The sequence below is a fragment of the Pseudomonas sp. CGJS7 genome, assembly GCF_036961695.1.
In genome coordinates this window covers 145,485-169,604 of record NZ_JBAMDI010000004.1, presented here as the reverse complement: position 1 = coordinate 169,604, position 24,120 = coordinate 145,485, and the positions used below count along the sequence as shown (strand labels likewise).

The window sequence follows — 24,120 nt, the reverse complement described above, 5'->3', positions numbered from 1 at the left end:
ACAGGCCGCCAGGCGGCTCCCTTGAGCGCCCGGCTCTGGTAGCATGCGCCGCATGACGTATTCAGGAAGATTGACCTGGGGCCTGGTTTTCTGGGTCGCCAGTTTCGCAGCATGGGGCCAGAGCGAGTTGTTGGTGAAGGTGAAGCCGGCCAACAAGGCGCTCAAAGCCAATGTCGAAGGCTATATAGGCACATTGGGTGACCGCGACGAAGAAGCACTTTTGCGCTTCAGTCGCGGGGCAGAGGAGCAGGCGCGCAAAGCGGCGCAGGCACTTGGCTACTATCAGGCGCAGATCGATACCGAGGTCAAGCCCGCCAGCGACGCAGACCATCCCCCACAACTGATCATCAGCATCAACCCGGGCGAACCGATTCGCCTGCGCAACGTGACCGTGCGCATCGAGGGCCCAGCAAGCGAGATGAAGGCCTTCCGCGTGCCTGACAGCAAGGCGCTGCGGCCGGGTGAGCAACTCAATCACGGCCATTACGAGGATGCCAAGCGGTTGATCCAGAACCAGGCGTCGCGCTATGGCTTCTTCAGTGGGCGCTTCAGTAGCCAGCGCCTGGCCGTCGACCCGCAAGCCGGTGTGGCGGATATCGAACTGGTCTACCAGAGTGGCCCGCGTTATCGCCTGGGCGCCGTCACCTTCGGTGGCGACACACCGCTGGACGAGGACCTGCTGCAGCGCATGGTGTCGTTCAAGCCGGGTACCCCTTACGACTCGGAACTGGTCGCAGAGCTGAACAACGACCTGCAATCGAGCGGCTATTTCGAAGGCGTGCGCGTGGATGCGGCGCCCACTGCTGCTGTGGGCGAAGAAGTCCCGGTGGATGTTCATCTGGAAACCCGTAAACCACGCACCATGGGCCTTGGCCTGGGCTTCTCGACCGACGTCGGGCCGCGCGGCAAGGCCAACTGGACCCGCCACTGGGTCAACCCACAAGGCCACAGCTATGGCTGGGAAACCGAACTGTCGGCCCCGCGCCAGAACGTCGGCCTGTGGTATGACATTCCCCTCGACCCGCCGCTGACCGACAAGCTGCGCTTTGCCGGCGGCTACCAGAACGAGGAGCTTGCCGGCACCGACACGCTCAGCAAGCTGTTGACGGTCGGCCCCGAGTGGCACAGCAAGCTGCCCAGTGGCTGGCAGCGGGTGATTTCGCTCAAGTACCAACGCGAAGAATATCGCCTGGGTGACGACTCCGGTTTGAGCAACCTGCTGATGCCGGGCGTCAGCTTTTCCTTCCTGCGCAGTGACAACCGTATCGATCCGCACAACGGCTATCGCCTGCAGTTCGATGTTCAAGGCGCCAAGGAAGGGCTGGTGTCCGACACCAACCTGCTGCACGGCAACGTATTGCTCAAAGGCCTGACCACACTCGGCCACAACCACCGCTTTCTCGGGCGCGTACAGTTTGGTGGCAGTGCGACCAATGGCTTCAAGAACAACATTCCGCCGTCGCTGCGTTTCTTCGCGGGTGGCGACCAGAGTGTGCGCGGTTACGACTACCAGACCCTGTCGCCGAAGAACAGCGACGGTGACCGTATTGGCGGGCGCTACCTGGTGGCAGGCAGTGTCGAGTACCAGTATTCGCTGACCGAAAAATGGCGGGTCGCGACGTTCGTCGACCAAGGCAACTCGTTCAACGACCTGGAGCTGCCCAGCCTCAAGACCGGTGTCGGCTTTGGTGTGCGCTGGGTATCGCCGGTCGGGCCGCTGCGCCTGGACCTGGCCAAGGCGCTGGATGACGAAGGGGGCATTCGCCTGCACTTTTCCATGGGGCCCGAGCTGTGAAACGCGTAATCAAATTTACTTCACTGGGCCTGTTGGGGGGCGTCGCGAGCGTGGGCCTGGTGCTCGGCTTGCTGCTGGGTACCCAGGCCGGCAGCCGCTGGGTACTGGGCAAGGTGCCCGGGCTTGAAGTGGCCGACTTCCAGGGTCGCCTGGCGGGCAGTTGGCAGGCCAGCCGGCTGACTTGGGCCGACGGCGGCAGCACGGTAGAGATGCAGGCGCCGTTGCTGGCCTGGTCACCTGCCTGCTTGCTGCGCGCGACCTTGTGCATTGACCGGTTGCAGGCAGACCGCATTGACATGGCCTTTGCGCCAAGCACCGAACCCACTGAGAGCGCCCCGCTGCAATTGCCGACCCTGCGCTTGCCGCTGGCCATCGAACTGGGCGAGGTCAAGGTCGGGCAGCTGCGCCTGGATGGCAGCGATCTGCTTGGCGATTTGCAACTGGCTGCGCACTGGACCAACAGCGGGATACGCATCGACAGCCTGCGGCTGCTGCGCGACGACCTGCAATTGAGCCTACAGGGCGACCTGCAACCCGAAGGCGACTGGCCGGTAAAACTACAGGCGCAATTGCAGTTGCCTGCGGTAGACGAAAAACCCTGGCAACTGGCACTGACGGCCAATGGCCAATTGCAGAAGACGTTGGAACTCGCCGGCACCAGCAGTGGTTACCTCGATGCCACATTGAGCGGGCAGTTGCAGGCACTGGCCGAGCACCTGCCGGCGACCTTGCACATCCGCTCCGAGGCGTTCAAGCCGGCTGGTGCGTTGCCTGACACCCTGCAATTGAACGCGCTCGAGCTCGATGCCAAGGGCGATCTGCTCGATGGCTATAAACTGTCCGGCAAGGCCAGCCTGCCGGCCGAGCAGTCACCGATCGCCTTGGTCCTGTCCGGTCTGGTCGACAGCAAAGGCGCCAGGCTCGATGCCCTGGACCTTACCGCCAGCGACAGCCAACGGGTCAAGCTGCAAGCCATGGCTGACTGGCAGCAAGGCCTGAGCGCCGATGCGCAGCTGGACTGGCAGGACTTCCCGTGGTTGCGCCTGTACCCGATGGAGACCCCGCCCGAAGTCACCCTCAAGCGCTTCAATACCCAGGTGCATTATCGCGATGGCAATTACCAGGGGACTTTCACCGGGGACCTGGACGGCCCGGCGGGAGCGTTCAGCATCGCCAGCCCGTTCGAAGGTGACCTCACCCAGGTGAAACTGCCGCAGTTGGCGCTGACCGCCGGCCAGGGCAAGGCAGCCGGCAGTGTCGCCGTACGTTTTGCCGACACCCTGGCCTGGGATGTCGACCTGCAGCTCTCCGCGCTCGACCCGGCCTATTGGCTGGCCGAACTGCCGGGTACCCTGGCGGGGCCACTGCGCAGTAAAGGCGAACTGAAAGGCGATGCGCTTACCCTGGATGCCCAGCTTGACCTCAAGGGCCGCCTGCGTGGCCAGCCAGCCATGCTCAAGGCCGAGGCCCAGGGGGCGGGGCAAAACTGGACCCTGGGCACACTGGCCATCCAGCTGGGTGACAACCGCATCAACGGCAGTGGCAGCTTGCAACAGCGCCTGGCTGGGCGAATCGACCTTGACTTGCCGCGCCTGGGCCAGCTGTGGCCGAGGCTACAAGGCCGGGTCAAGGGCCGGCTGGATGTCGCCGGCACCTTGCAGGCCCCGCAAGGTACGCTCACCCTACAGGGCCAGCGCTTGGCCCAGGCCGAAAACCGCCTGCAGCAGCTGGACCTGGATGCCCGCCTGGACAACGCCCAACGCGGTGTAGTGGAGCTCAAGGCAACCGGTATCCAATTGGGTGAAACAGCCTTGGGCACGTTGCAGGCCAACGGCAAAGGCGACATTCGCCAACAGGCCTTGACCCTGGCGCTGGACGGCCCGCAGCTCAAGCTCGACCTTGGCCTGGATGGTCAGTTGAACAAAGGTGACTGGCGCGGCCGATTGGCCACTGGCCGAATCCAGGCCGGTGGCCAGGACTGGCAGTTGCAGGCGCCTGCACGCCTGCAGCGGCTGGCCAGCGGCCAGCTCGACTTCGGGGCCCACTGCTGGCGCTCCGGCCAGGCAAGCCTGTGTGGCGACGACCAGCGACTGGCCCCCGAACCGCGCCTGCGCTACCACCTCAAGCAGTTCCCGCTGGGCAGCCTGGCCCAGTGGCTGCCGAAGGACTTTGCCTGGCAAGGCCTGCTCAATGCCGACATCAACCTGGACATCCCGGCCAGCGGCCCCAAGGGCACTGTCGTAGTCGATGCCAGTGGCGGCACCCTGCGCGTGCGCGACAAAGGCCGCTGGATCGATTTCCCTTATCAGACCCTGCGCCTGGACAGCACGCTGGCACCGCGGCGTATCGATACGCGCCTGGCGTTTCGCGGTGAGCGCCTGGGTGAGCTGAACGTCAACGCCCGGCTCGATCCGCTGGGCAAGAACAAACCGTTGTCGGGTGATTTCCGACTGGCCGGGCTGGACCTGTCGGTGGCCCGCCCATTCGTGCCCATGGTCGAACGCCTGGCCGGGCAGCTCAATGGCAGTGGTCGGCTTTCAGGCACCTTGCTGGCACCTCAGGTCAACGGCAACCTGATGCTCAGCGGTGGCGAAGTCAGTGGCGCCGAGCTGCCGGCCAGCCTTCAGGACCTGTCATTGCAGGCGCTGATTGCCGGCGAGCAAGTGCAGCTCAACGGTAACTGGCGCAGTGGCGAGGCGGGACGTGGCCAGTTGAGCGGCAACCTCACCTGGGGGCAGGCACTGGGCATGGACGTGCGTCTGCAAGGCCAGCAACTGCCGGTCGCGGTCGAGCCCTACGCCACACTGGAAGTTGCCCCGGACCTGACCTTGCGCCTGATCGATGACAAGCTGGCGGTGACCGGCAAGGTGCAGGTGCCCAAGGGCAAGATCACTGTACGTGAGCTGCCGCCGTCCACGGTCAAGGTGTCGGATGACACGGTAATCGTCGGTCACCAGACCGAGGAAGGCAAACCACCCATGGCCATGGCCATGGACATCGATGTCGAAGTCGGCCGCGACAAGCTGTCGTTCAGCGGCTTCGGGCTGACTGCCAACCTGCTGGGTCATGTGCACATCGGCGATAACCTCGATACCCGTGGCGAACTGAGCCTGGCAGATGGCCGCTACCGTGCGTACGGCCAGCGCCTCACCATCCGCCGGGCGCGTCTGCTGTTCGCCGGCCCGATCGACCAGCCGTATCTGGACATCGAAGCGATCCGCAAGGTTGACGATGTGATAGCCGGCATCCGCCTGAGCGGCAGCGCCGAGCAGCCGACGACCAAAGTGTTCTCGGAGCCGGCCATGAGCCAGGAGCAGGCGCTTTCGTACCTGGTCTTGGGCCGACCATTGGGCAATACCGGCGAAGATAACAACATGCTCGCCGAGGCAGCGCTGGGCCTGGGCCTTGCCGGGAGCGCCGGCATTACCGGCAGCCTGGCGTCGAGCCTGGGGATCGACGACTTTCAACTGGATACCGAAGGTTCTGGCAACAGCACCAGCGTGGTCGCCAGCGGTAACATCACCGAGAAGCTCAGCCTTCGTTACGGGGTGGGCGTGTTCGAACCGGCCAACACGATCGCATTGCGTTACAAGCTGAGCAAGAAGGTCTACCTCGAGGCCGCCAGTGGGCTGGCAAGCTCACTGGACATCTTCTACAAGCGCGACTTCTAGGCCCGCAGCGTGGCGGCCATCAACGGACGGTGGCCGCCTCGATGAACTCGTTGGTGTCGGGTGAGGGTGGTGGGGTGGTGGCGCGTACCGGGACGATCAGGTTGGTGTATTCCTCGATCAACCGGTTCAGGGCCTCTGGCGGTTCGCTTGCCTGGAACTGCATGCGGATCTGCACTTCGTCCGGGTCGCGGTTTTCGCCCTGACGGCCTTGGCCGCCAATGGTGACCTTGAAGCTCGCGGCCTTGCTCTCGCTTGCGGTCAGCAGTGCCTGCTGTGCCTCGGTGCCTTTGACCCTTACCGACAGGTCGACCTGCATGCGCTCAAGGGCCAGGCCTTTCGGTGACACCAGCGCAAACAGGGGGACGCGCATGATGTGCTGCCCATCCATGGCCACCTCGACCATCTTGGCTTTCATGGGGGCGCCCAGCGCCTCGGTGTCGCACTCGAAAAACTGGTCGAACAGGTTGATGTACTGCTGGGCAATCAGGCTGTTGGTGGCACTGGCGGCTTCTTGCAGGCCACGGGTAATTTCACGCAGGTCAATGGAGGTCATGGGGGCGGGGGGCTTTTGCAATGATTCGACTCCTCAGGCCAGGGTGTGCCCCTCCCACTACCGGCAGGAGGGGCTGTCGGGTCAAGTGCCAGTGTCTTACGGGGTCGCCAGGTTCGCAGGCGCGGGCCGTTTCAAGGTATCCGCCTGGGATATTTCGTCCGGGCTTTCCAGTTCGGCGGTTCGGACAACGGTTGGCTTGGTCGCGGCATCAGTGAGGAACTCGATTACCCTCATCATCGCTTCGGGCGGTTCCTGACGCTTCAGGGTCGTGTTGAAGGCATAGCGGGCGCGGGTATCTGTTTTGCGGGTTTGCGTGGATTTGTGGCTCACGCTGCCTTTCACGTTCAGCCTGAACGGCCCCCATCCGAGTGAGCCGGTAACTTCTGCATTCATGTCCTTACTGGAAACATCTTCCGACATCTGGTTGATAACCAGCTCGAACTCTACAGTGCCCTCTTCGATGGAAATGTTCGGGTGGGTAATGGCCGCCATCAGCGGCACTTTCATGGTCTTGCTGACCACGCCTTTGTATTCGCCCTGTTCGTCGACGATGGTTTCGTCGTAGTCGAACTGGATGGCCACTGCCTTGCCATCCTGGACGCATACCTGCATCAGGAAGTCGGCGTACGATTTGCTGGCGGTGACCTGCGCCTGGACCATGGCCTGCAAGGGACCGGCGATCATGCGGTCCATCGGCAGGGCATTGATCACGGAGCCTATAAGGCTGTTATCTATCGACATATCGGGAAGCTCGCTCTGTGTAGTGGGTTAAGGCAGCCGCGAATAGCTGCCAAGGTGTTCGGGCGTCAGCGCTCGCAAAGCTCCTGGCGCCGGATGTTGCCGATCTGCCGCAGGCTCAGGCCGTACTTGTTGGCCAGCAGGCTGCGGGACAAACCGTTGGCGCTTTCCTTCTGGATCTGCTGGTTGCGCAGCTGACGCAGAAAGTGGTCAGCCTTGGGGATCTCCAGGGCGACCCCGGCAAAGCGCTTGATCAGTGCGTCAAGCGCTTCGGCCGGCAGCACGTCAGCGAGCTTGGTGCGCTCGCGGTGCTTGGGGATGTACTTGGGCCTGCCGCCGTAGGCGCAGGTCAGTTGGTAGGCGTTTTCGATGCCGATACAGTCGATCAGGGCCTGCAGCGAGTGGGGCAGTTGGCTGATATCGATCTGGCTCAAATCTGGCATTTGCATATGGCGCTCCTTCGGGGTGGATGGGATGTGCGACCCGATCACCCGCGGCGTTGTGTCGAAGGTGTGAGCAAATTCTGTGCGACAGCCGAGGCGCGTCGCTAGGCGGCATATGGGTTGGGGGTTGTAGCTTCGGTGAACAGGATTTGCAGGCAGCGATATCTGGCGCTGTAGGAAATGGCGTGGACATCTGGCTGCGCCTCTTGGTTTCCTGTCGGGGCGCTCGCGATGATGCGCAGTGGGTACAGCACCCCTCAATCGCACGGGTAGCTGCTCAGCAAACTGGCGCTACCCAGATAGGCTTGAGGGGTGGCGCGCATGCCCGGCGGCAACGTGCGCCAATCGACCAGCAGGCACAGCGCGTGCAACGGCTGGCCGTTGCGCTGGCCGATGACCTGGTCGGCAAAATGGCCGCGGTACAGTACCTGGGTCTGATTCAGTGGCTGTGCCTGGTCGGCCTGCGCCAGCGTTTGTCGGGCCAGGTCGGGCAAGCGGGCTGTGGGCACGCTGAAATGTACCGGTGCGGCGTTGGTCTGCAGGTAGCCGGCCTGGCGTACGCGTTGCCACAGTTGTTGCCATTGGCTGGCACCGGCATGGGTGGCCAACTCGCGGCCCAGTTCGAGCAGGTGTTCGGTCGGCGTCTGCTGGGTGTCCAGTGCATGAAGGGAGAGCGGGGTCAGTAACAGCGATGCGAACAGCAGGGGTTTGTACATGGTGCCTCCGGCGTGGGTGCTAGGAAGCCCCATGCTTTCAGGCTGACGTCACCCCACCCAGCAGGAAATCCAGCGCCGGGGGCGGTGACCGTTGTATCATTGCCGCGGCTCGTTGCGAGCCATTTGCCCCTGATGTTGCAAGGAACATTCGATGACACACGTGCAGCGCCTCAAATATTCACTTCTGATCATCCTGGTGGTACTGGGCCTGATGCTGGGCCTGTCCCACCTGCAGAAGCAGGGCACGATCAGTGAGCAGACCTTCCAGATGCTGGCCATCGCCATTGCCGTGGTGGTCGTGGTGATCAACGGCATTCTGCGGCGCAAGGTCAAGCCCTGATCTGCGCGGGCCGGCCAGGTATGGCCGGCCATGCGCTCAACGCGAGGGTGTTTGCTCCAGTACGGCGCGCGCCTGGGGGTTAAGCCTGTAGCACTTGTCGCTACCCAGTTGTATGACGCCTTCGGTGCACAGGCGCTTGAGCACTTCACGCACACTGAGGAACGACAGCGGGATATCCAGTTGTTCCAGTTGTGCGTGCACCCCGCGCACGCCAATACTGCGGCCATTGCGGTCGGCGGCGTGCAAGGCGTCGATAACCTTGAGGCGGATCAGGCTGGTGCGCAGGCCGAAGGTGCGCAACAGCTCGCGGATCTGTTCATTGCCGATTCGTTCTTCGGCAAACACGTCCTGTCCCTTGGACGTTTTGCCTGGGACGCGCCCGGCCTGGACCGAGGTTTGCGGGTTGTACATGCGAATGCTCCTTTTCGTGGACGAACCCGAAATGTGGGTGGCTCACTTACTAGGACGAATGAGCACGCAAAAACTGCAACCCATTCGTGAAAAAAATGCCTGTTTCTCATCAAGACGTTCCATCGCCTTGTAATACGTAAAATATTCATCTGGCCATTCGTCTGATCGGGATGACCCCCGAACCCGAGGAGTGCCCGTGTTTCCACTTTGCCGTCCCATGACCTGCGCCGGCCTGGCCGCTGCCCTGGTGGCCTTCAGCGTCGGTGTGCAGGCGCAGCCCGCGCCAGCCGATGCCAGTGCCCAGATCCGTTACACCCGTTACGGCGTACCGCATATCGTGGCCAAGGATGAGCGTGGCCTGGGCTATGGCGTCGGCTATGCCTACGCCCAGGACAACCTATGCCTGCTCGCCAATGAAGTGCTGACCGTGAGCGGTGAGCGCTCACGTTATTTCGGCGCCAAGGGCCAGACCCTGGAGCAGCGTGACAACCTGGCCAGCGACCTGTTCTTCACCTGGCTCAATAGCCCAGCGGCGGTCGATGCCTTCCTGCAGGCGCAACCCGCGCCGGTGCAGGCATTGCTGGCGGGTTACGCCAGCGGCTACAACCGGGCGTTGGTCGAACGCCGTCGTCAAGGGCTGCCCGCCGAGTGTGGCGATGGTGAGTGGGTGCGCCCCATCAGCAGCCAGGATCTGGTCAAACTGACCCGCCGGTTACTGGCCGAAGGCGGTGTCGGGCAGTTCGTCGAGGCGTTGGCAGGGGCGCAACCGCCAACGCTGGCCGGTCAGCAATCGTCAGCGGGCTTTGCCACCGCGCTGGTCCGGCAGGAGCGGTTCGCCGCGGAGCGTGGCAGCAATGCAGTGGCAGTAGGCGCGCAGCGCTCAGCCAATGGCCGCGGCCTGTTGCTGGCCAACCCGCACTTCCCGTGGATGGGCGGCATGCGCTTCTACCAGATGCAACTGACCATTCCCGGTCAGCTCGATGTGATGGGCGCGGCGTTACCAGGCCTGCCGGTGGTCAACATTGGTTTCAACCAGCACCTGGCGTGGACGCACACCGTCGACACCTCCAAGCACTTCACGCTCTACCGCCTGCAACTCGACCCCAAAGACCCGACCCGCTATGTGCTCGATGGCAAGTCGCTGCCGATGGCCCGGCAAACCATCCGTGTCGCGGTCAAAGGCACGGATGGCAGCCTGAGCCAGATTGAGCGGCAGGTCTACAGTTCGCAGTTCGGCCCGGTGGTGCAATGGCCAGGCCGCCTGGACTGGGACGCGCAGGCAGCCTACAGCGTGCGAGACGCCAACCTTGAGAACTCGCGGGTGTTGCAGCAGTGGTTCCAGATCAACCGAGCCGACAGCCTGGCGGCATTGAAGGGATCGGTCGAGCAGTTGCAAGGTATCCCTTGGGTCAACACGCTGGCCGTGGATCAGGGAGGTCGGGCCTTGTACCTGAACCAGTCGGTAGTGCCCTATGTTGACCAGCAACTATTGGATACCTGCAGCAACCCGCAGGCGCAAGGGCGCCTGGTGGTGCTGGACGGCTCGCGTAGCGCATGCCAGTGGAAGGTTGACGCGCAGGCGGCGCAACCGGGCATCTTCCCGGCGCGGCTGCTGCCAAGCCTGGAGCGTGAAGACTTCGTACAGAACTCCAACGACCCGGCCTGGATGGCCAACCCGGCGCAGCCGCTGACCGGCTACTCGCCACTGGTCAGCCGCAATGACCAACCACTGGGCATGCGTGGCCGCTTTGCCTTGCAACGCCTGCAGGGCAAAGCCCGGTTAGGTGTAGATGAATTGCAGCGCATGGTCACCGATGACGAGGTGTACCTGGCCAGCCTGGTATTGCCAGACCTGCTGCAATGGTGCAAGGGCGCCGGCGCAGATGTGCAGGCCGTGTGCAGCAGCCTGGCCGCCTGGAACGGCAAGGCCGACCTCGACAGTGGTATGGGCCTGGTGCACTTCCAGAACCTGTTCAATGCGCTGGCCGAGCACCCGGAAAGCTGGCGAGTGGCATTCAACCCGGCCGACCCGCAGCACACCCCGCGCGGCCTGGCTGTCGAGCAGGCGGCGGTAAGCAGGCTGGTTCATCAGGCAGCACTGGCGTCGCTCAAGCAGGTCAGTGAAAGTGGCGTGGCCGGGGAAGCGCGCTGGGGGCAGGTGCAACAGGCCCTTGATGGTACGCCGGTACCGGGCGGCCCGCAGGCGCTAGGGGTGTACAACGCGATCTACAGCGTGCCGCACGGGCAGGGCAAGCGGCTGGTGGTGAGTGGCACCAGCTACCTGCAACTGGTCAGCTTTACCGACAAGGGGCCAGAAGCCCGTGGCCTGCTTGCGTTTTCCCAGTCGAGTGAGAAGGCTTCGGCGCATGCCAGTGACCAGACCAAGGCATTTGCGGCCAAGCAACTGGCGCTGATCCCGTTTACCGAGGCGCAGATCAAGGCAGACCCTGAGTACCGGGAAGTGGTGATCAGTGAGCGGGACAAGGGGGCGGTAGTCAGCCAGCCCTGAGGCGTCAGCCTGCGCCGGCCCATTCGCGGGTAAACCCGCTCCTACAGGGGCCTGCGGGCTTGCCCGCGAGACCCTGTAATGTCAGGAAAACTCGAACGGCGCCAACTGAAAGCCCTGTTCGTCAACCTGCAAGGCCCAACCGCGGCGGTCCCAGTCGCCCAGCACGATACGCCGTGCCGGCTGGCCATCGACCATCAGCTTATGAATCGCTGGCCGATGGGTATGGCCATGCACCAAGGTGCGTACGCCATGCGCCGCCATCACCTTGGGGACTTCTTCCGGCGTGACGTCGACGATTTCGGTGGACTTCATCCGCACTTGCGTGCGGCTTTCGCTGCGCAGCTTGCGGGCCAGCTTGTAGCGGGCCGACAGCGGCAGGTGGCGCAGGATCCACAAGCTCAGCGGATTGCGCAGCAGGCGGCGCATCTTCATGTAGCCCAGGTCGCGGGTGCACAGGGTGTCGCCGTGCATCAGCAGCACCTGTTCACCGCCCAGCTCGATCACGCTGGGGTCGCTCAACAAGGTGCAGCCAGCGGCATCGCAGAAGGCCTGGCCAATCAGGAAGTCACGGTTGCCATGCATCAGGTAGATGGCCGTGCCACTGTCGCTCAGCCGGCGCATGGCCTGGCAGATCGACTGCTGGAAGGGCGTCATGGCATCGTCGCCAATCCACGCTTCGAAGAAGTCACCAAGGATGTACAGGGCCTTGGCGTGGCGGGCGCGGCCATCGAGCAGATCAAGAAACGCCCGGGAAATATCCGGGCGTTCTTCTTGCAGGTGCAGATCAGAGATCAGCAGAATCACTCAATGATCTCGGCTTTCTCGATGATCACGTCGTCCTTCGGTACGTCCTGGTGGCCAGCTTTGGAACCGGTGGCCACTTTTTCGATGGCGTCGACCACTTCACGGCCTTCGATCACTTCACCGAATACGGCATAACCCCAGCCTTGCACGTTCTTGCCGCTGTGGTTGAGGAAGTCGTTGTCGGAGGCGTTGATGAAGAACTGCGCCGAGGCGGAGTGCGGCTCCATGGTACGGGCCATGGCAATGCTGTACTTCTTGTTCTTCAGGCCGTTGTCGGCTTCGTTCTGGATGCTGGCGCGGGTTTTCTTCTGGCTCATGCCAGCCTCGAAGCCGCCGCCCTGGATCATGAAGCCTTTGATCACACGGTGGAATACGGTGCCATTGTAGTGGCCGTCCTTGACGTACTGAACGAAGTTTTCGGTAGTCAGCGGCGCTTTCTCGGCGTCCAGTTGCAGGACGATGTCGCCGTGGTTGGTGCTCAGTTTGACTTTGGACATGCTGAAACTCGCTCTTTCAAGGCAATCAGAAATTAGGGTGCGCAGGGCGCGGGTTATCACCAGACGCAGGATCAGGCGATCGCGACACATGGCGCGCACTGGCCATTTTGCCAGGCTGCGGCAAAAAGCCGTGATAAATCACATCAGTTTGTCCGGGCGCGGCTGTCAGCAGCTTGACTGCTTCGGCTATGATAGGCCCTTTGATTCAATCGGCCTACCCAGGCTGGACACACGCATTCAAGGATCCTATGAGCAAGCCCACTGCCGACAACGCGCCCAACGCCGCTGCCAAAGGCGCCCCCGCTGTCCCTGCGAACTTCCTGCGGCCGATCATCCAGGCCGACCTGGACTCGGGCAAGCACAGCAGCATCGTCACCCGTTTCCCGCCGGAGCCCAATGGTTACCTGCACATCGGCCACGCCAAGTCGATCTGCGTCAACTTCGGCCTGGCCAAGGAATTCGGCGGCGTCTGCCACCTGCGTTTCGACGATACCAACCCGGCCAAGGAAGACCAGGAGTACATCGACGCCATCCAGAGCGATGTCAAATGGCTGGGCTTCGAGTGGGGCGGCGACGTGCGTTACGCCTCCGACTACTTCGACCAGCTGCACGACTGGGCGGTCGAGCTGATCAAGCGCGGCAAGGCCTACGTCTGCGACCTTACTCCCGAGCAAGCCAAGGAATACCGCGGCAACCTCAAGGAGCCGGGCAAGAACAGCCCGTTCCGCGAGCGCAGCGTGGAAGAAAACCTCGACCTGTTCGCCCGCATGAAGGCCGGCGAGTTCAAGGACGGCGAGCGTGTGCTGCGGGCCAAGATCGACATGGCCTCGCCAAACATGAACCTGCGCGACCCTATCCTGTACCGCATTCGTCATGCCCACCACCACCAGACCGGCGACAAGTGGTGCATCTACCCCAACTACGACTTCACCCACGGCCAGTCGGATGCCATCGAGGGCATTACCCACTCGATCTGCACCCTGGAGTTCGAAGGGCATCGTCCGCTGTACGACTGGTTCCTCGACAACCTGCCGGTGCCGGCACACCCGCGTCAGTACGAGTTCAGCCGCCTGAACCTGAACTACACCATTACCTCCAAGCGCAAGCTCAAGCAGCTTGTGGACGAGAAGCACGTCGATGCCTGGGACGACCCACGCATGTCGACCCTGTCCGGCTTCCGTCGCCGTGGCTATACGCCAGCTTCGATCCGCAACTTCTGCGAAATGATCGGCACCAACCGTTCCGACGGTGTGGTCGACATGTCGATGCTCGAGTTCAGCATCCGTGACGACCTGGACCGCACCGCGCCACGCGCGATGTGCGTGCTGCGCCCGCTGAAGGTGGTCATCACCAACTACCCGGAAGGCCAGGTCGAGCAGCTTGAGCTGCCACGTCACCCGAAGGAAGACATGGGCGTGCGTGTGCTGCCGTTCTCCCGCGAGCTGTACATCGACCGCGACGACTTCATGGAAGAACCGCCGAAGGGCTACAAACGCCTGGAACCGGCCGGTGAAGTGCGCCTGCGCGGCAGCTACGTGATTCGTGCTGACGAAGCGATCAAGGACGCCGACGGCAACATCGTCGAACTGCGTTGCTCGTACGACCCCGACACCCTGGGCAAGAACCCTGAAGGCCGCAAGGTCAAGGGCGTGATCCACTGGGTGCCGGCCGAAGGCAGCGTCGAGTGCGAAGTGCGCCTGTACGACCGCCTGTTCCGCTCGCCGAACCCGGAAAAGACCGAGGAGGGCGGCAGCTTCCTGGACAACATCAACCCTGCTTCGCTGCAAGTGCTCAGCGGTTGCCGTGCCGAGCCGTCGCTGGCCCAGGCGCAGCCCGAGGACCGCTTCCAGTTCGAGCGCGAAGGCTACTTCTGCGCCGACCTGAAAGACAGCCAGCCGGGCCGCCCGGTGTTCAACCGCACTGTCACCCTGCGTGACTCCTGGGGCAGCTGAGGAACCGCCGTGCTTACCATCTACAACACCCTGAGCAAAGCGAAGGAAACCTTCAAGCCGCTGGATGGCAACAAGGTGCGCATGTACGTGTGCGGCATGACCGTGTACGACTACTGCCACCTGGGCCATGGCCGCAGCATGGTGGCCTTCGACCTGGTCACCCGCTGGCTGCGCAAGAGTGGCTATGAGCTGACCTACGTGCGCAACATTACCGACATCGATGACAAGATCATCAACCGGGCCAACGAGAACGGCGAAAGTTTCGACGCCCTGACTGCCCGCATGATCGACGCGATGCACGAAGACGAGCGCCGCCTGAACATTCTGCCGCCAGACCAGGAGCCGCGTGCCACCGACCATATCGCCGGCATGCACGCGATGATCCAGACGTTGATCGACAAGGGGTACGCCTACGCGCCAGGCAATGGCGACGTGTACTACCGGGTCGGCAAGTTCGTTGGCTACGGCAAGCTGTCGCGCAAGAAGATCGAAGACCTGCGTATCGGTGCACGCATCGAGGTCGACGAAGCCAAGCAGGACCCGCTCGACTTCGTCCTGTGGAAGGGCGTCAAGCCGGGCGAGCCGAGCTGGGAATCGCCATGGGGCCCGGGTCGCCCGGGCTGGCACATCGAGTGCTCGGTCATGTCCACCTGCTGCCTGGGCGAGAGCTTCGACATTCACGGTGGCGGCAGCGACCTGGAGTTCCCGCACCACGAGAACGAGATTGCCCAGAGCGAGGCGGCCACCGGCAAGCAGTACGCCAACGCCTGGATGCATTGCGGCATGATCCGTATCAACGGCGAGAAGATGTCCAAGTCGTTGAACAACTTCTTCACCATCCGCGACGTGCTCGAGAAGTACCACCCGGAGGTGGTGCGCTACCTGCTGGTGGCCAGCCACTACCGCAGCGCGATCAACTACTCGGAAGACAGCCTGCGTGACGCCAAGGGCGCGCTGGAGCGCTTCTACCACGCCCTGCGCGGCCTGCCACGGGTGGCGGCCAAGGGTGGCGAAGCGTTTGTCGAGCGCTTCAGCGTGGCGATGAACGACGACTTCGGCACCCCCGAAGCCTGTGCCGTCCTGTTCGACCTGGTGCGCGAGATCAACCGCCTGCGCGACAGCGACGTGGAGGCTGCTGCTGGCCTGGCCGGTCGACTGCGCGAGCTGGGTGATGTGCTGGGTGTGCTGCAACTGGAGGCCGATGACTTCCTGCGTGCTGGTGCCGAAGGCAAGGTCGATGCGGCTGAAGTCGAGGGCTTGATCCAGGCGCGCCTGAAGGCGCGTGCGGACAAGAACTGGGCCGAGTCCGACCGCATTCGCGATCAGCTGACCGCCATGGGTGTAGTGCTGGAAGACAGCAAGGGCACGACTACCTGGCGCCTGGCTGACTAAAGCAACTGGGGCTGCGTTGCAGCCCTTCGCGGGCACGCCCGCTCCCACAGGTTGGCGCGACATTTCAAGTGTGCGCTATCTCTGTGGGAGCGGGCATGCCCGCGAAGGGCCGCAAAGCGGCCCCAGCTTTTATTTGCCTAGGCCCGCAAGCGGGCAGTGCAATACCAGCCTGGCCCCACCCAATTCGCTTTCGCCGATCTCCAGCCCGAAGCCGCATGGCGGTGGCCTCCCACAGGGATAGCGCACACTTGAAATGTCGCGCCAACCTGTGGGAGCGGGCATGCCCGCGAAGGGCCGCAAAGCAGCCCCAGCTTTTATTTGCCTAGACCCGCAAGCGGGCAGTGCAATACCAGCCTGGCCCCACCCAGTTCGCTTTCGCCGATCTCCAGCCCGAACCCATGCAGGTCGACGATCGCTGCCACGATCGACAACCCCAGCCCGAAGCCGGCATGGCGGTGGCCCTCATCGCTGCGATAGAACCGTTTCAGTACAGCCGTGCGCTCGGCTTCGGGAATACCAGGCCCGCTATCCTCGATCGCCATGTGCACGCCGCTGTCATCCTGCGTGGCGGTGATGCGCACCCGACCACCCTCGGGCGTGAACTTGATCGCGTTGCCCACCAGATTCGCCAAGGCCTCGAACAGCAGTTCGCGGTCGCCGTGCAACGCCGGTAGCTGCGCAGGTTGGTGCAATTGCAGTTGAATGCCGCCATCCTCGGCCAATGGCAGGTAAAAATCATGCAGTTCTACCAGCAGCTCATGCGGGTCAAGCTGGATGAAGCCGGCGCGGCGCTGGCGGTCTTCCAGCTCGCTGATGCGCAACAACCCGCGAAAGCGCGCCATCAAGGTGTCGGTTTCGCCAATGGCCTGGTCCAGCGCTTCGGCTTGCGCAGAATCCACGTCGCTTTGCTGGCGAATACGGTACAGCTGGGCGCGCAGGCGGGTCAGCGGTGTGCGCAGGTCATGGGCAATGTTGTCGCACACACCCTTGACCTCATGCATCAGCCGTTCGATACGGTCGAGCATGGCATTGACGATCGCCGCAAGCATGTCCAGCTCGTCGCGGCGGGCCGACAGTGGCAGGCGGTGGGTCAGGTCGCCGGCGACGATCAGTTCGGCCTGGGCCTGGATCGCCCGTATACGCTTGAGCGGCCTGCGCCGTAGCAGGTACCAACCGGCAAAACCCGGGATCAGGGTCAGCGAGATGCCCCAGAGCAGGGCGTGCAGGATGATTCGGGTAACCACGAACAGCGAGCCATTGTCACGCACCAGCACCAGCCACCGGCCATCCTGTACCTTGATTGCCACCGCGTCGCAGCTGTCGCGGGGCATGCGTGGGTCGTCGGCATCCAGGCAGCGTTCCAGCTCATGGATCTTGCCATCCAGTCTGAGCTCTGGGGGCAGGGCTCGCACGGTGCCGCCAATCGGGTTGAGCTGGCTATCGAACAGGCCGTAGGCGTCAAAGCTGCGCTCCTCGAAGGCCTGGCTGGCAATCAGGGCGTCGTCCAGTTGCTTGCCGCTCATGTGGGCGAACAGGTGCTGGCGCTGCAGCATGGAATGACGGGTGAGTTTGTTCAGGTAGCTGGAGACCTCGAAGTACAGCACCCCCATGAGGATGCTGCTCCAGGCCACGAACAGAAAGCTGTACAGCGCCAGCAGGCGGCTGGTAGAAGAACTCCAGCCTTTAGACGGGTTCAGCAATGGCATAGCCGGAGCCCCGTACCGTACGGATCAGCGGCGACTGGCCGGGTGAGTCGATCTTCTTGCGCAGGCGGCCGATGTGCACGTCGATCAGGTTGGTGCCCGGGTCGAAGTGATAGCCCCAGACTTCCTCGAAAATCATCATCCGCGTGATCACCTGGCCGCTGTGGCGCATCAGGTACTCCAGCAGCTTGTACTCGGTGGGCAACAGGTTGAGGGTGTTGTCACCGCGGCGCGCTTCGTGGCTGATCAGGTCCAGCTGCAGATCGGCAACCTGCAAGCGGGTCTGGGTCGTGGGTACGCTGTTACGGCGCAGCAATACCTCGACTCGCGCGGCCATTTCGTCGGAGGCGAACGGCTTGGTCAGGTAGTCGTCTCCGCCGGCACGCAGGCCGCGCACCCGCTCATCGACGTCGGAGAGGGCGCTGATCATCAGGATCGGCGTAGCGATCTTGAGGTTGCGCAGGGTGGTGACGATGGTCAGGCCGTCGACCTCGGGCAGCATGCGGTCCAGGGTGATCAGGTCGTAGCCGCCCGCAATGGCTTTGGCCAGGCCTTCACGGCCATTGTCGGCCCAATCCACTTCCAGACCGTGGCTGGTCAGTTCGGCGACGATTTCCTGGCCGGTGACGACGTCGTCTTCGATGGTCAGTACGCGAGGCATGCTGGTTCCTGGGCATCTAATGGAGATCTGATTGTGCCAAAGAATAGACAACCGGCGATTTAAGAAAAATTCATCTAGCGGGCACCGATGCCTTCGGCGTGCATGATCTGCGCAATGATCGGTACCGGTGTCATCAGGTGCGAGCGCATCATGGCGCTGGCGGTTTTGGCATCCCGGGCGAGGATCACCTCGACCAGTGCCGCATGCTCCTGGCGCTTGAGCGCCAGCGCCTCTTCGGAAAACACCGTCTGCGTCAGCCACAGGTGGCGGTAGCGCTCGGCCTGGTCGAACAGGTAGGTGCGTGCCTGCAGCAGGTGCTTGGAGCCGCAGCCCGAGGCAATGGCAGTATGGAACGCCTTGTGCCGCTCGTCCCACACATCCAGCCGCTGCTCGCGGGTTTTTACTTCCACCACCTTGGCCAAGGTATGCGAGTGGGCCAGCACCGATGCCTCCCAGGCGTCATCGCCGCGCTCGATGGCCAAGGCAATGATCATCGCTTCCAGGTTGGCGCGGGCGTCGTAGATGTCGTTCATCTCATCCAGCGACATGGGCGCTACCCGGTAGCCTTTCTGGCTGATCGCGTTGACCAGGTGCTCGGCCACCAGTTGCGACAGTGCTTCGCGCAGCGGGCCCACACCCAGGTCGTAGCGTTCCTTGAGGGTGCTCATCAACAGCTTTTCACCGGGCTTGAACACCCCGCGGATGATGTCCTTCTTGAGCCTCTCATACCCGCTGAATGCTGAGTTTTGTCGGGGGGCGAGCGCTTCCAAGATCCTGTTCCTCAAAACGTTTTGCCGATCATACCGAAACCCTCTGCCGACGAAAAACAATGGACAAACGTGGTTATTGTCGTTGAAATATAAAAATGTAGACATTTTTAGTTAGTAGCGATATTTTTACCTCGCCCGCACTGATCCAGGTCATGACCGGACGGCGCCACCTACTTTTTTAGCCAGGACACTGCCATGAACGCCTTTACGCAGATCGACGAACTTGTCATGCCACTGCCTCTCGAACCGCAGGGCTACACCATCGCCCCCTCGAAACAGTCGCCGCGCCTGCTGGAACTGACCTTTGCCCGGGAAACCGTCGAAGCGTTCGTGCAGGCCGTTGCCCAATGGCCGGTGCAGGCATTGGAGTACAAGTCGTTCCTGCGTTTTCGTGTAGGCGAAATCCTTGACGAGCTGTGCCAGGGCACGCTGCGTCCGGTGCTGCTCAACACCATCCTCGACCGTGCCACAGGCGGTATGCTGATCACCCCGATCGGCCTGGATGACGTGAGCCAGGCCGAGGACATGGTCAAGTTCACCACCGCCTGCGCTCACCTGATCGGCCGTTCCAACTATGACGCCATGAGTGGCCAGTTCTATGCGCGCTTCGTGGTGGTCAACAGCGACAACTCCGACAGCTACCTGCGCCAGCCGCACCGGGTCATGGAGCTGCACAACGACGGCACGTTCGTGAACCAGATCACCGACTACGTGCTGATGCTGAAGATCGACGAAAAGAACATGGAAGGCGGCAACTCGCTGCTGCTGCACCTGGACGACTGGGAGCAGTGCGAGGCGTTCTTCCGTCACCCTCTGGCCCGCCGCGAAATGCGCTGGACCGCACCGCCGAGCAAAAAGGTTGCCGAAGATGTGTTCCATTCGGTATTCGACACTGATGCCGAAGGCCGGCCGACCATGCGCTACATTGACCAGTTCGTGCAGCCGGAAAACTACGAGGAAGGTATCTGGCTGAACGCCTTGTCCGAGTCGCTGGAAGGCAGCGGCAAGAAGGTCTCGGTACCGGTAGGCGTAGGCAGTTTCCTGCTGATCAACAACCTGTTCTGGCTGCATGGCCGCGATCGCTTCACCCCGCACGAGGGCCTGCGCCGCGAACTGATGCGCCAGCGTGGTTACGTCGCCTTCCCCAAGCCGCTGTACCAGCGCGGGCAATAATGACAGGGCGCGGGGCGGGCGCCCGCCCACGCGTTTTTGCACAAAACTATGCCACCAGGCCCCGTGCGGGCTTTGGTGAGCCTGCCAGGCAATGCCTGCGTGTGAGGTAAGGCTGTGTACGATTTCATCATTATTGGCGGCGGGATTGTGGGCATGTCCACGGCCATGCACCTGATCAAGGTCTACCCGGACGCGAAGATGCTCCTGCTGGAGAAAGAGTCTGGCCCGGCCCGCCATCAGACCGGCCATAACAGCGGCGTGATCCACGCCGGCGTGTATTACACCCCCGGCAGCCTGAAGGCGCGCTTCTGCCTGGAAGGCAACAAGGCGACCAAAGCCTTCTGCACCCAGCACGGCATTCGCTTCGATGAGTGCGGCAAGCTGCTGGTAGCCACCAACGATCTGGAAATGCAGCGCATGAAGGCGCTGTGGGAGCGTACGGCGGCCAATGGCCTGGAACGCTACTGGCTGTCGGCTGACGAGTTGCGCGAGCGTGAGCCCAACATCGTCGGTATGGGGGGCATCTTCGTGCCGTCCAGCGGCATCGTCAATTACGCCCAGGTGACTGCTGCGATGGCCGCAGAGTTCCAGCGTGCCGGTGGCGAAATCCGCTATGGCGCCGAAGTGGTCGGCCTGCAGGAACAGGCAAATGAAGTGATCGTGCGCACCCAGCGTGATGAATTGCGCAGCCGTTTCCTGGTGACCTGCTCGGGGCTGATGGCTGACCGCGTGGTGGGCATGCTCGGGCTGCGTACCGAGTTCGTGATCTGCCCGTTCCGTGGCGAATACTACTTGCTGCCCAAGCAGCACAATCAGATCGTCAACCACCTGATCTACCCGATTCCCGACCCGTCGATGCCCTTCCTGGGGGTGCACCTGACCCGCATGATCGATGGCACCGTCACCGTAGGCCCCAACGCTGTGCTGGCGATGAAGCGCGAGGGCTACCGCAAGACCGATGTCAGCCCCAGCGACCTGTTCCAGACCCTGACCACGCCCGGCATCCTCAAGGTGCTGGCGAAGAACTTCCGCCCGGGCCTGATCGAGATGAAGAACTCGCTGTTCAAGGGTGGGTACCTCAAGCAGGTGCAGAAGTACTGCCCGAGCATAACCAAAGCCGACCTCACGCCTTACCCGGCCGGCGTGCGTGCCCAGGCGGTGTCGCGCGACGGCAAGCTGATCGACGATTTCCTGTTCGTCAACACCGCGCGCAGTGTCAACGTGTGCAACGCACCGTCGCCAGCCGCGACCTCGGCCATACCGATCGGCGCCTACATCGTCGAGAAAGTGTGCGAGCAGGTTGGCCTGCAGGGCGGCAGCTTCCCCAAGGCCGACCGGTCGGCCAACCATAGGGCCGCCAGCTGACCCCCCGGTAACACCTTCTGCGGTTTCGTTTTACTCAACCCGTACTGCCCTGCTCACCATTCAGGGCAGGGCGGGCTTTTTCGCGCCTGCGTCGGTGACGTGCAGCCGGCGGCCCCTGCGTGGGCATGACAAAAACAACAAGGTAGCGCCATGCAAACCCACAAGAACAATTTGAGTCATGGATTGAAATCCCGGCATGTCACCATGCTGTCCATTGCCGGCGTGATCGGCGCCGGGCTGTTTGTCGGCTCTGGCCGCGCCATCGCCGAAGCGGGGCCTGCCACCATCCTGGCCTATATCCTGGCGGGCGGCCTGGTGGTGCTGGTCATGCGAATGCTGGCTGAAATGGCTGTTGCCTCCCCGGACACCGGCTCGTTTTCAACCTACGCTGACCTCGCCATCGGCAAATGGGCCGGTTACACCATCGGTTGGCTGTACTGGTGGTTCTGGGTGCTGATCATTCCGATCGAGGCCAATATCGCCGCTACCATCATCAACTCCTGGGTCCCGCAGCTGGAGATCTGGGTGTTGTCGTTGGTGATCACGTTGCTGCTGACGGCCACCAACCTGTTCAGCGTGAAGAATTACGGTGAGTTCGAGTTCTGGTTGGCACTGGTCAAGGTGGTGGCCATCGTCAGCTTCATCGCCCTGGGTGTTTGCGCCATTTTCGGCCTGTTGCCGGGGTCCGGCGTCAGCGGCGTCTCGCGTTTGTGGGATACGGGGGGCTTCATGCCCAACGGCTTTGGTGCGGTGCTGAGCGCGATGCTGATCACCATGTTCTCGTTCCTCGGGGCCGAGGTGGTGACCATTGCTGCGGCTGAATCCGACGAGGCGGGCAAGCATATTTCCAAGGCTACCAATTCGGTGATCTGGCGGATAACGCTGTTCTACATCCTGTCGATCTTCATCGTCATCGCACTGGTACCGTGGACCGACCCACGCCTGGCGACCGAAGGCTCTTATGTCACGGTGCTGGACACCCTCGGCGTGCCAAATGCCAAGGCCATCATCGACTTCGTGGTGCTGACGTCGGTGACCAGCTGCCTCAACTCGTCGCTGTACACCGCCTCGCGCATGGTCTATTCGCTTAGCCGCCGTGGTGATGCCCCGGCCTGTGCCCAGATAACCAGCCGCAGTGGTACACCCGTGGTGGCAGTCTTGTTGTCGACGGGGGCTGCATTCCTGGCGGTGATCGCCAACTACCTGGTGCCGGCCCAGGTATTTGGCTTCCTCATGGCAAGCTCCGGTGCCATTGCCTTGCTGGTGTATCTGGTCATCGCCATTTCCCAGCTGCGCCTGCGCCAGCGCCTGACGGCACAGGGCAAGACACTGGGTTATCGCATGTGGCTGTTCCCGTGGCTGACCTGGGGGGTGATCCTGTTCATCAGCGGTGTACTGGTATTGATGCTGTTCCGCCCGGATCATCGCCTGGAAGTGGTCTCGACGATGGTGCTGGCGGTGTTGGTGGTGTGCTCGGGGGTGCTGGTGACCCGGCGCCGGGCGCGTGGCGGGGCCGTGGCTGGCGTGGGGCAGGGCGCCTGATTCGTCCGGCCTGAAGACAGACGAGCAAGACGCATCAGGCTGTGAGAGGATGTCCGCCAACAAAGCCAGGACCCTGAACGCAGCCTGATGAAGACACCTAAAAGAATCGAACCGTTGATCGAAGACGGCCTTGTCGACGAAGTACTACGGCCGTTGATGAGTGGCAAGGAAGCCGCTGTGTACGTGGTGCGCTGTGGCAGCGAGGTACGCTGCGCCAAGGTCTATAAAGAAGCCAACAAGCGCAGTTTCCGCCAGGCCGCCGAATACCAGGAGGGCCGCAAGGTACGCAACAGCCGTCAGGCCCGGGCCATGGCCAAGGGCAGCAAGTACGGCCGCAAAGAAGCCGAAGATGCATGGCAGAACGCCGAAGTGGCAGCGCTGTTCCGTTTGGCCGCCGCCGGGGTGAGGGTGCCCAAGCCTTACGACTTCCAGGACGGCGTGCTCCTGATGGAGCTGGTCACCGATGCCGATGGCGATGCGGCCCCACGGCTGAACGACGTACACCTCGAAGCGGAGGATGCCCGCGCGTTCCACGCCTTCGTCATTCGCCAGGTCGTGCTGATGCTGTGTGCCGGAATGGTGCATGGCGACCTGTCCGAGTTCAACGTGCTGCTCGGCCCGGACGGGCCGGTGATCATCGACCTGCCGCAGGCAGTGGATGCAGCCGCCAACAACCACGCCTTCAGCATGCTGCAGCGCGATGTGGACAACATGGCCCATTATTTCGGGCGCTTTGCCCCGGAGCTGAAAAGCACCCGCTATGCGCAGGAGATGTGGGCGTTGTACGAGGCCGGCGAGTTGCTGCCCGACAGCCCGTTGACCGGGGTGTTCGAGGATGACGAACATGAAGCTGACGTAACCGGGGTGATGCGCGAGATCGACGCCGCCCGGATGGACGACGCTCGCCGCCGTGCAGCACGCGCCGAGGCCGAGCATGGGGCGGCCAAGGCAGAGGAGGTAACGCCGCCCTGGCTGCAGTAGTTTATTCCTGTACCGCCTCTTCGCGGGTTTACCCGCGAAGAGGCCAACACAGGCAAACCCCGGCCGTTGCCATTGACGCAAGACACAATCTCGTCATTTAGCCT

At 62.7% G+C, this 24,120-nt stretch carries 20 protein-coding genes; 10 read left to right on the top strand and 10 right to left on the bottom strand.

The window, feature by feature from the left end; translation table 11 throughout:
• The first annotated feature begins 52 nt into the window (after positions 1–52).
• Together V7787_RS04830 and V7787_RS04825 are read left to right on the top strand one after the other, a co-directional pair.
• On the top strand, positions 53–1,795 hold the full coding sequence (locus tag V7787_RS04830) for an autotransporter assembly complex protein TamA (RefSeq protein WP_104887882.1): 1,743 nt from the start codon (positions 53–55) through the stop codon (positions 1,793–1,795).
• A complete protein-coding gene (locus V7787_RS04825; protein ID WP_336086075.1) occupies positions 1,792–5,466 on the top strand; it encodes a translocation/assembly module TamB domain-containing protein in 3,675 nt (1,224 codons plus the stop codon). Before V7787_RS04830 ends, V7787_RS04825 begins: the two co-directional genes overlap by 4 nt.
• Positions 5,467–5,485: 19 nt before the next feature.
• On the opposite strand, the gene V7787_RS04820 is transcribed toward V7787_RS04825, so the two are convergent.
• The 4 genes from V7787_RS04820 to V7787_RS04805 all read right to left on the bottom strand — a co-directional run bounded on the left by V7787_RS04820 (position 5,486) and on the right by V7787_RS04805 (position 7,916).
• The gene (locus V7787_RS04820; protein ID WP_010953797.1) at positions 5,486–6,040 is read right to left on the bottom strand and encodes a DUF2589 domain-containing protein; all 555 of its coding nucleotides are present in this window, start codon (positions 6,038–6,040) and stop codon (positions 5,486–5,488) included.
• Between the two features lie 75 nt (positions 6,041–6,115).
• The gene (locus tag V7787_RS04815; RefSeq protein WP_064490732.1) at positions 6,116–6,760 is read right to left on the bottom strand and encodes a DUF2589 domain-containing protein; all 645 of its coding nucleotides are present in this window, start codon (positions 6,758–6,760) and stop codon (positions 6,116–6,118) included.
• 65 nt (positions 6,761–6,825) lie between these two features.
• Entirely contained in the window at positions 6,826–7,206 is a 381-nt protein-coding gene (locus V7787_RS04810; RefSeq protein ID WP_010953799.1) for a Mor transcription activator family protein, read from the bottom strand.
• A 251-nt stretch (positions 7,207–7,457) separates the two neighbouring features.
• A complete protein-coding gene (locus V7787_RS04805) occupies positions 7,458–7,916 on the bottom strand; it encodes a hypothetical protein (protein WP_336086070.1) in 459 nt (152 codons plus the stop codon).
• Positions 7,917–8,067: 151 nt separating this feature from the next.
• Between V7787_RS04805 and V7787_RS04800 the strand changes: the two genes are divergently transcribed.
• Positions 8,068–8,256 (top strand): hypothetical protein, encoded by a 189-nt coding sequence (locus V7787_RS04800; protein WP_003248064.1) that lies wholly within the window; start codon positions 8,068–8,070, stop codon positions 8,254–8,256.
• A gap of 36 nt (positions 8,257–8,292) precedes the next feature.
• Here V7787_RS04800 and V7787_RS04795 read toward each other — a convergent pair whose 3' ends face one another.
• Positions 8,293–8,667 carry a hypothetical protein gene (locus V7787_RS04795; RefSeq protein WP_010953802.1) on the bottom strand — a complete coding sequence of 125 codons (375 nt, stop codon included), beginning with the start codon at positions 8,665–8,667 and terminating at the stop codon, positions 8,293–8,295.
• 196 nt (positions 8,668–8,863) lie between these two features.
• Between V7787_RS04795 and pvdQ the strand changes: the two genes are divergently transcribed.
• Positions 8,864–11,176: a bifunctional acylase PvdQ gene (gene pvdQ / locus V7787_RS04790; protein WP_104887520.1), complete on the top strand. Its 2,313-nt coding sequence runs from the start codon at positions 8,864–8,866 to the stop codon at positions 11,174–11,176.
• Positions 11,177–11,257: 81 nt separating this feature from the next.
• Here pvdQ and V7787_RS04785 read toward each other — a convergent pair whose 3' ends face one another.
• Both V7787_RS04785 and V7787_RS04780 read right to left on the bottom strand, forming a co-directional pair.
• On the bottom strand, positions 11,258–11,980 hold the full coding sequence (locus V7787_RS04785; protein ID WP_104887521.1) for a UDP-2,3-diacylglucosamine diphosphatase: 723 nt from the start codon (positions 11,978–11,980) through the stop codon (positions 11,258–11,260).
• Positions 11,977–12,477 carry a peptidylprolyl isomerase gene (locus V7787_RS04780; protein WP_010953805.1) on the bottom strand — a complete coding sequence of 167 codons (501 nt, stop codon included), beginning with the start codon at positions 12,475–12,477 and terminating at the stop codon, positions 11,977–11,979. Before V7787_RS04780 ends, V7787_RS04785 begins: the two co-directional genes overlap by 4 nt.
• A 248-nt stretch (positions 12,478–12,725) precedes the next feature.
• Between V7787_RS04780 and V7787_RS04775 the strand changes: the two genes are divergently transcribed.
• Positions 12,726–14,429 carry a glutamine--tRNA ligase/YqeY domain fusion protein gene (locus V7787_RS04775; RefSeq protein WP_010953806.1) on the top strand — a complete coding sequence of 568 codons (1,704 nt, stop codon included), beginning with the start codon at positions 12,726–12,728 and terminating at the stop codon, positions 14,427–14,429.
• 9 nt (positions 14,430–14,438) lie between these two features.
• On the top strand, positions 14,439–15,821 hold the full coding sequence (gene cysS, locus V7787_RS04770) for a cysteine--tRNA ligase (RefSeq protein ID WP_104887522.1): 1,383 nt from the start codon (positions 14,439–14,441) through the stop codon (positions 15,819–15,821).
• Between the two features lie 314 nt (positions 15,822–16,135).
• Here the strand turns inward: cysS and V7787_RS04765 are convergent, their stop codons facing one another.
• The 3 genes from V7787_RS04765 to csiR all read right to left on the bottom strand — a co-directional run bounded on the left by V7787_RS04765 (position 16,136) and on the right by csiR (position 18,955).
• Positions 16,136–17,527: a sensor histidine kinase gene (locus V7787_RS04765; RefSeq protein WP_104887523.1), complete on the bottom strand. Its 1,392-nt coding sequence runs from the start codon at positions 17,525–17,527 to the stop codon at positions 16,136–16,138.
• Positions 17,505–18,185, bottom strand: coding sequence for a response regulator transcription factor (locus tag V7787_RS04760; protein ID WP_064490702.1), 681 nt, complete (start codon positions 18,183–18,185; stop codon positions 17,505–17,507). Before V7787_RS04760 ends, V7787_RS04765 begins: the two co-directional genes overlap by 23 nt.
• A 74-nt stretch (positions 18,186–18,259) precedes the next feature.
• Complete coding sequence (csiR, locus tag V7787_RS04755) at positions 18,260–18,955, bottom strand: DNA-binding transcriptional regulator CsiR (protein ID WP_010953810.1); 696 nt, start codon at positions 18,953–18,955, stop codon at positions 18,260–18,262.
• Between the two features lie 195 nt (positions 18,956–19,150).
• Between csiR and glaH the strand changes: the two genes are divergently transcribed.
• The 4 genes from glaH (at position 19,151) to V7787_RS04735 (ending at position 24,016) form a co-directional block, all read left to right on the top strand.
• Complete coding sequence (glaH, locus tag V7787_RS04750) at positions 19,151–20,128, top strand: glutarate dioxygenase GlaH (RefSeq protein WP_010953811.1); 978 nt, start codon at positions 19,151–19,153, stop codon at positions 20,126–20,128.
• Positions 20,129–20,242: 114 nt separating this feature from the next.
• Positions 20,243–21,493: an L-2-hydroxyglutarate oxidase gene (gene lhgO / locus V7787_RS04745; RefSeq protein WP_064490701.1), complete on the top strand. Its 1,251-nt coding sequence runs from the start codon at positions 20,243–20,245 to the stop codon at positions 21,491–21,493.
• A gap of 150 nt (positions 21,494–21,643) precedes the next feature.
• Entirely contained in the window at positions 21,644–23,035 is a 1,392-nt protein-coding gene (gene gabP, locus V7787_RS04740; RefSeq protein ID WP_064490700.1) for a GABA permease, read from the top strand.
• Between the two features lie 87 nt (positions 23,036–23,122).
• Entirely contained in the window at positions 23,123–24,016 is an 894-nt protein-coding gene (locus V7787_RS04735; protein WP_064490699.1) for a PA4780 family RIO1-like protein kinase, read from the top strand.
• Positions 24,017–24,120: the final 104 nt, after the last annotated feature.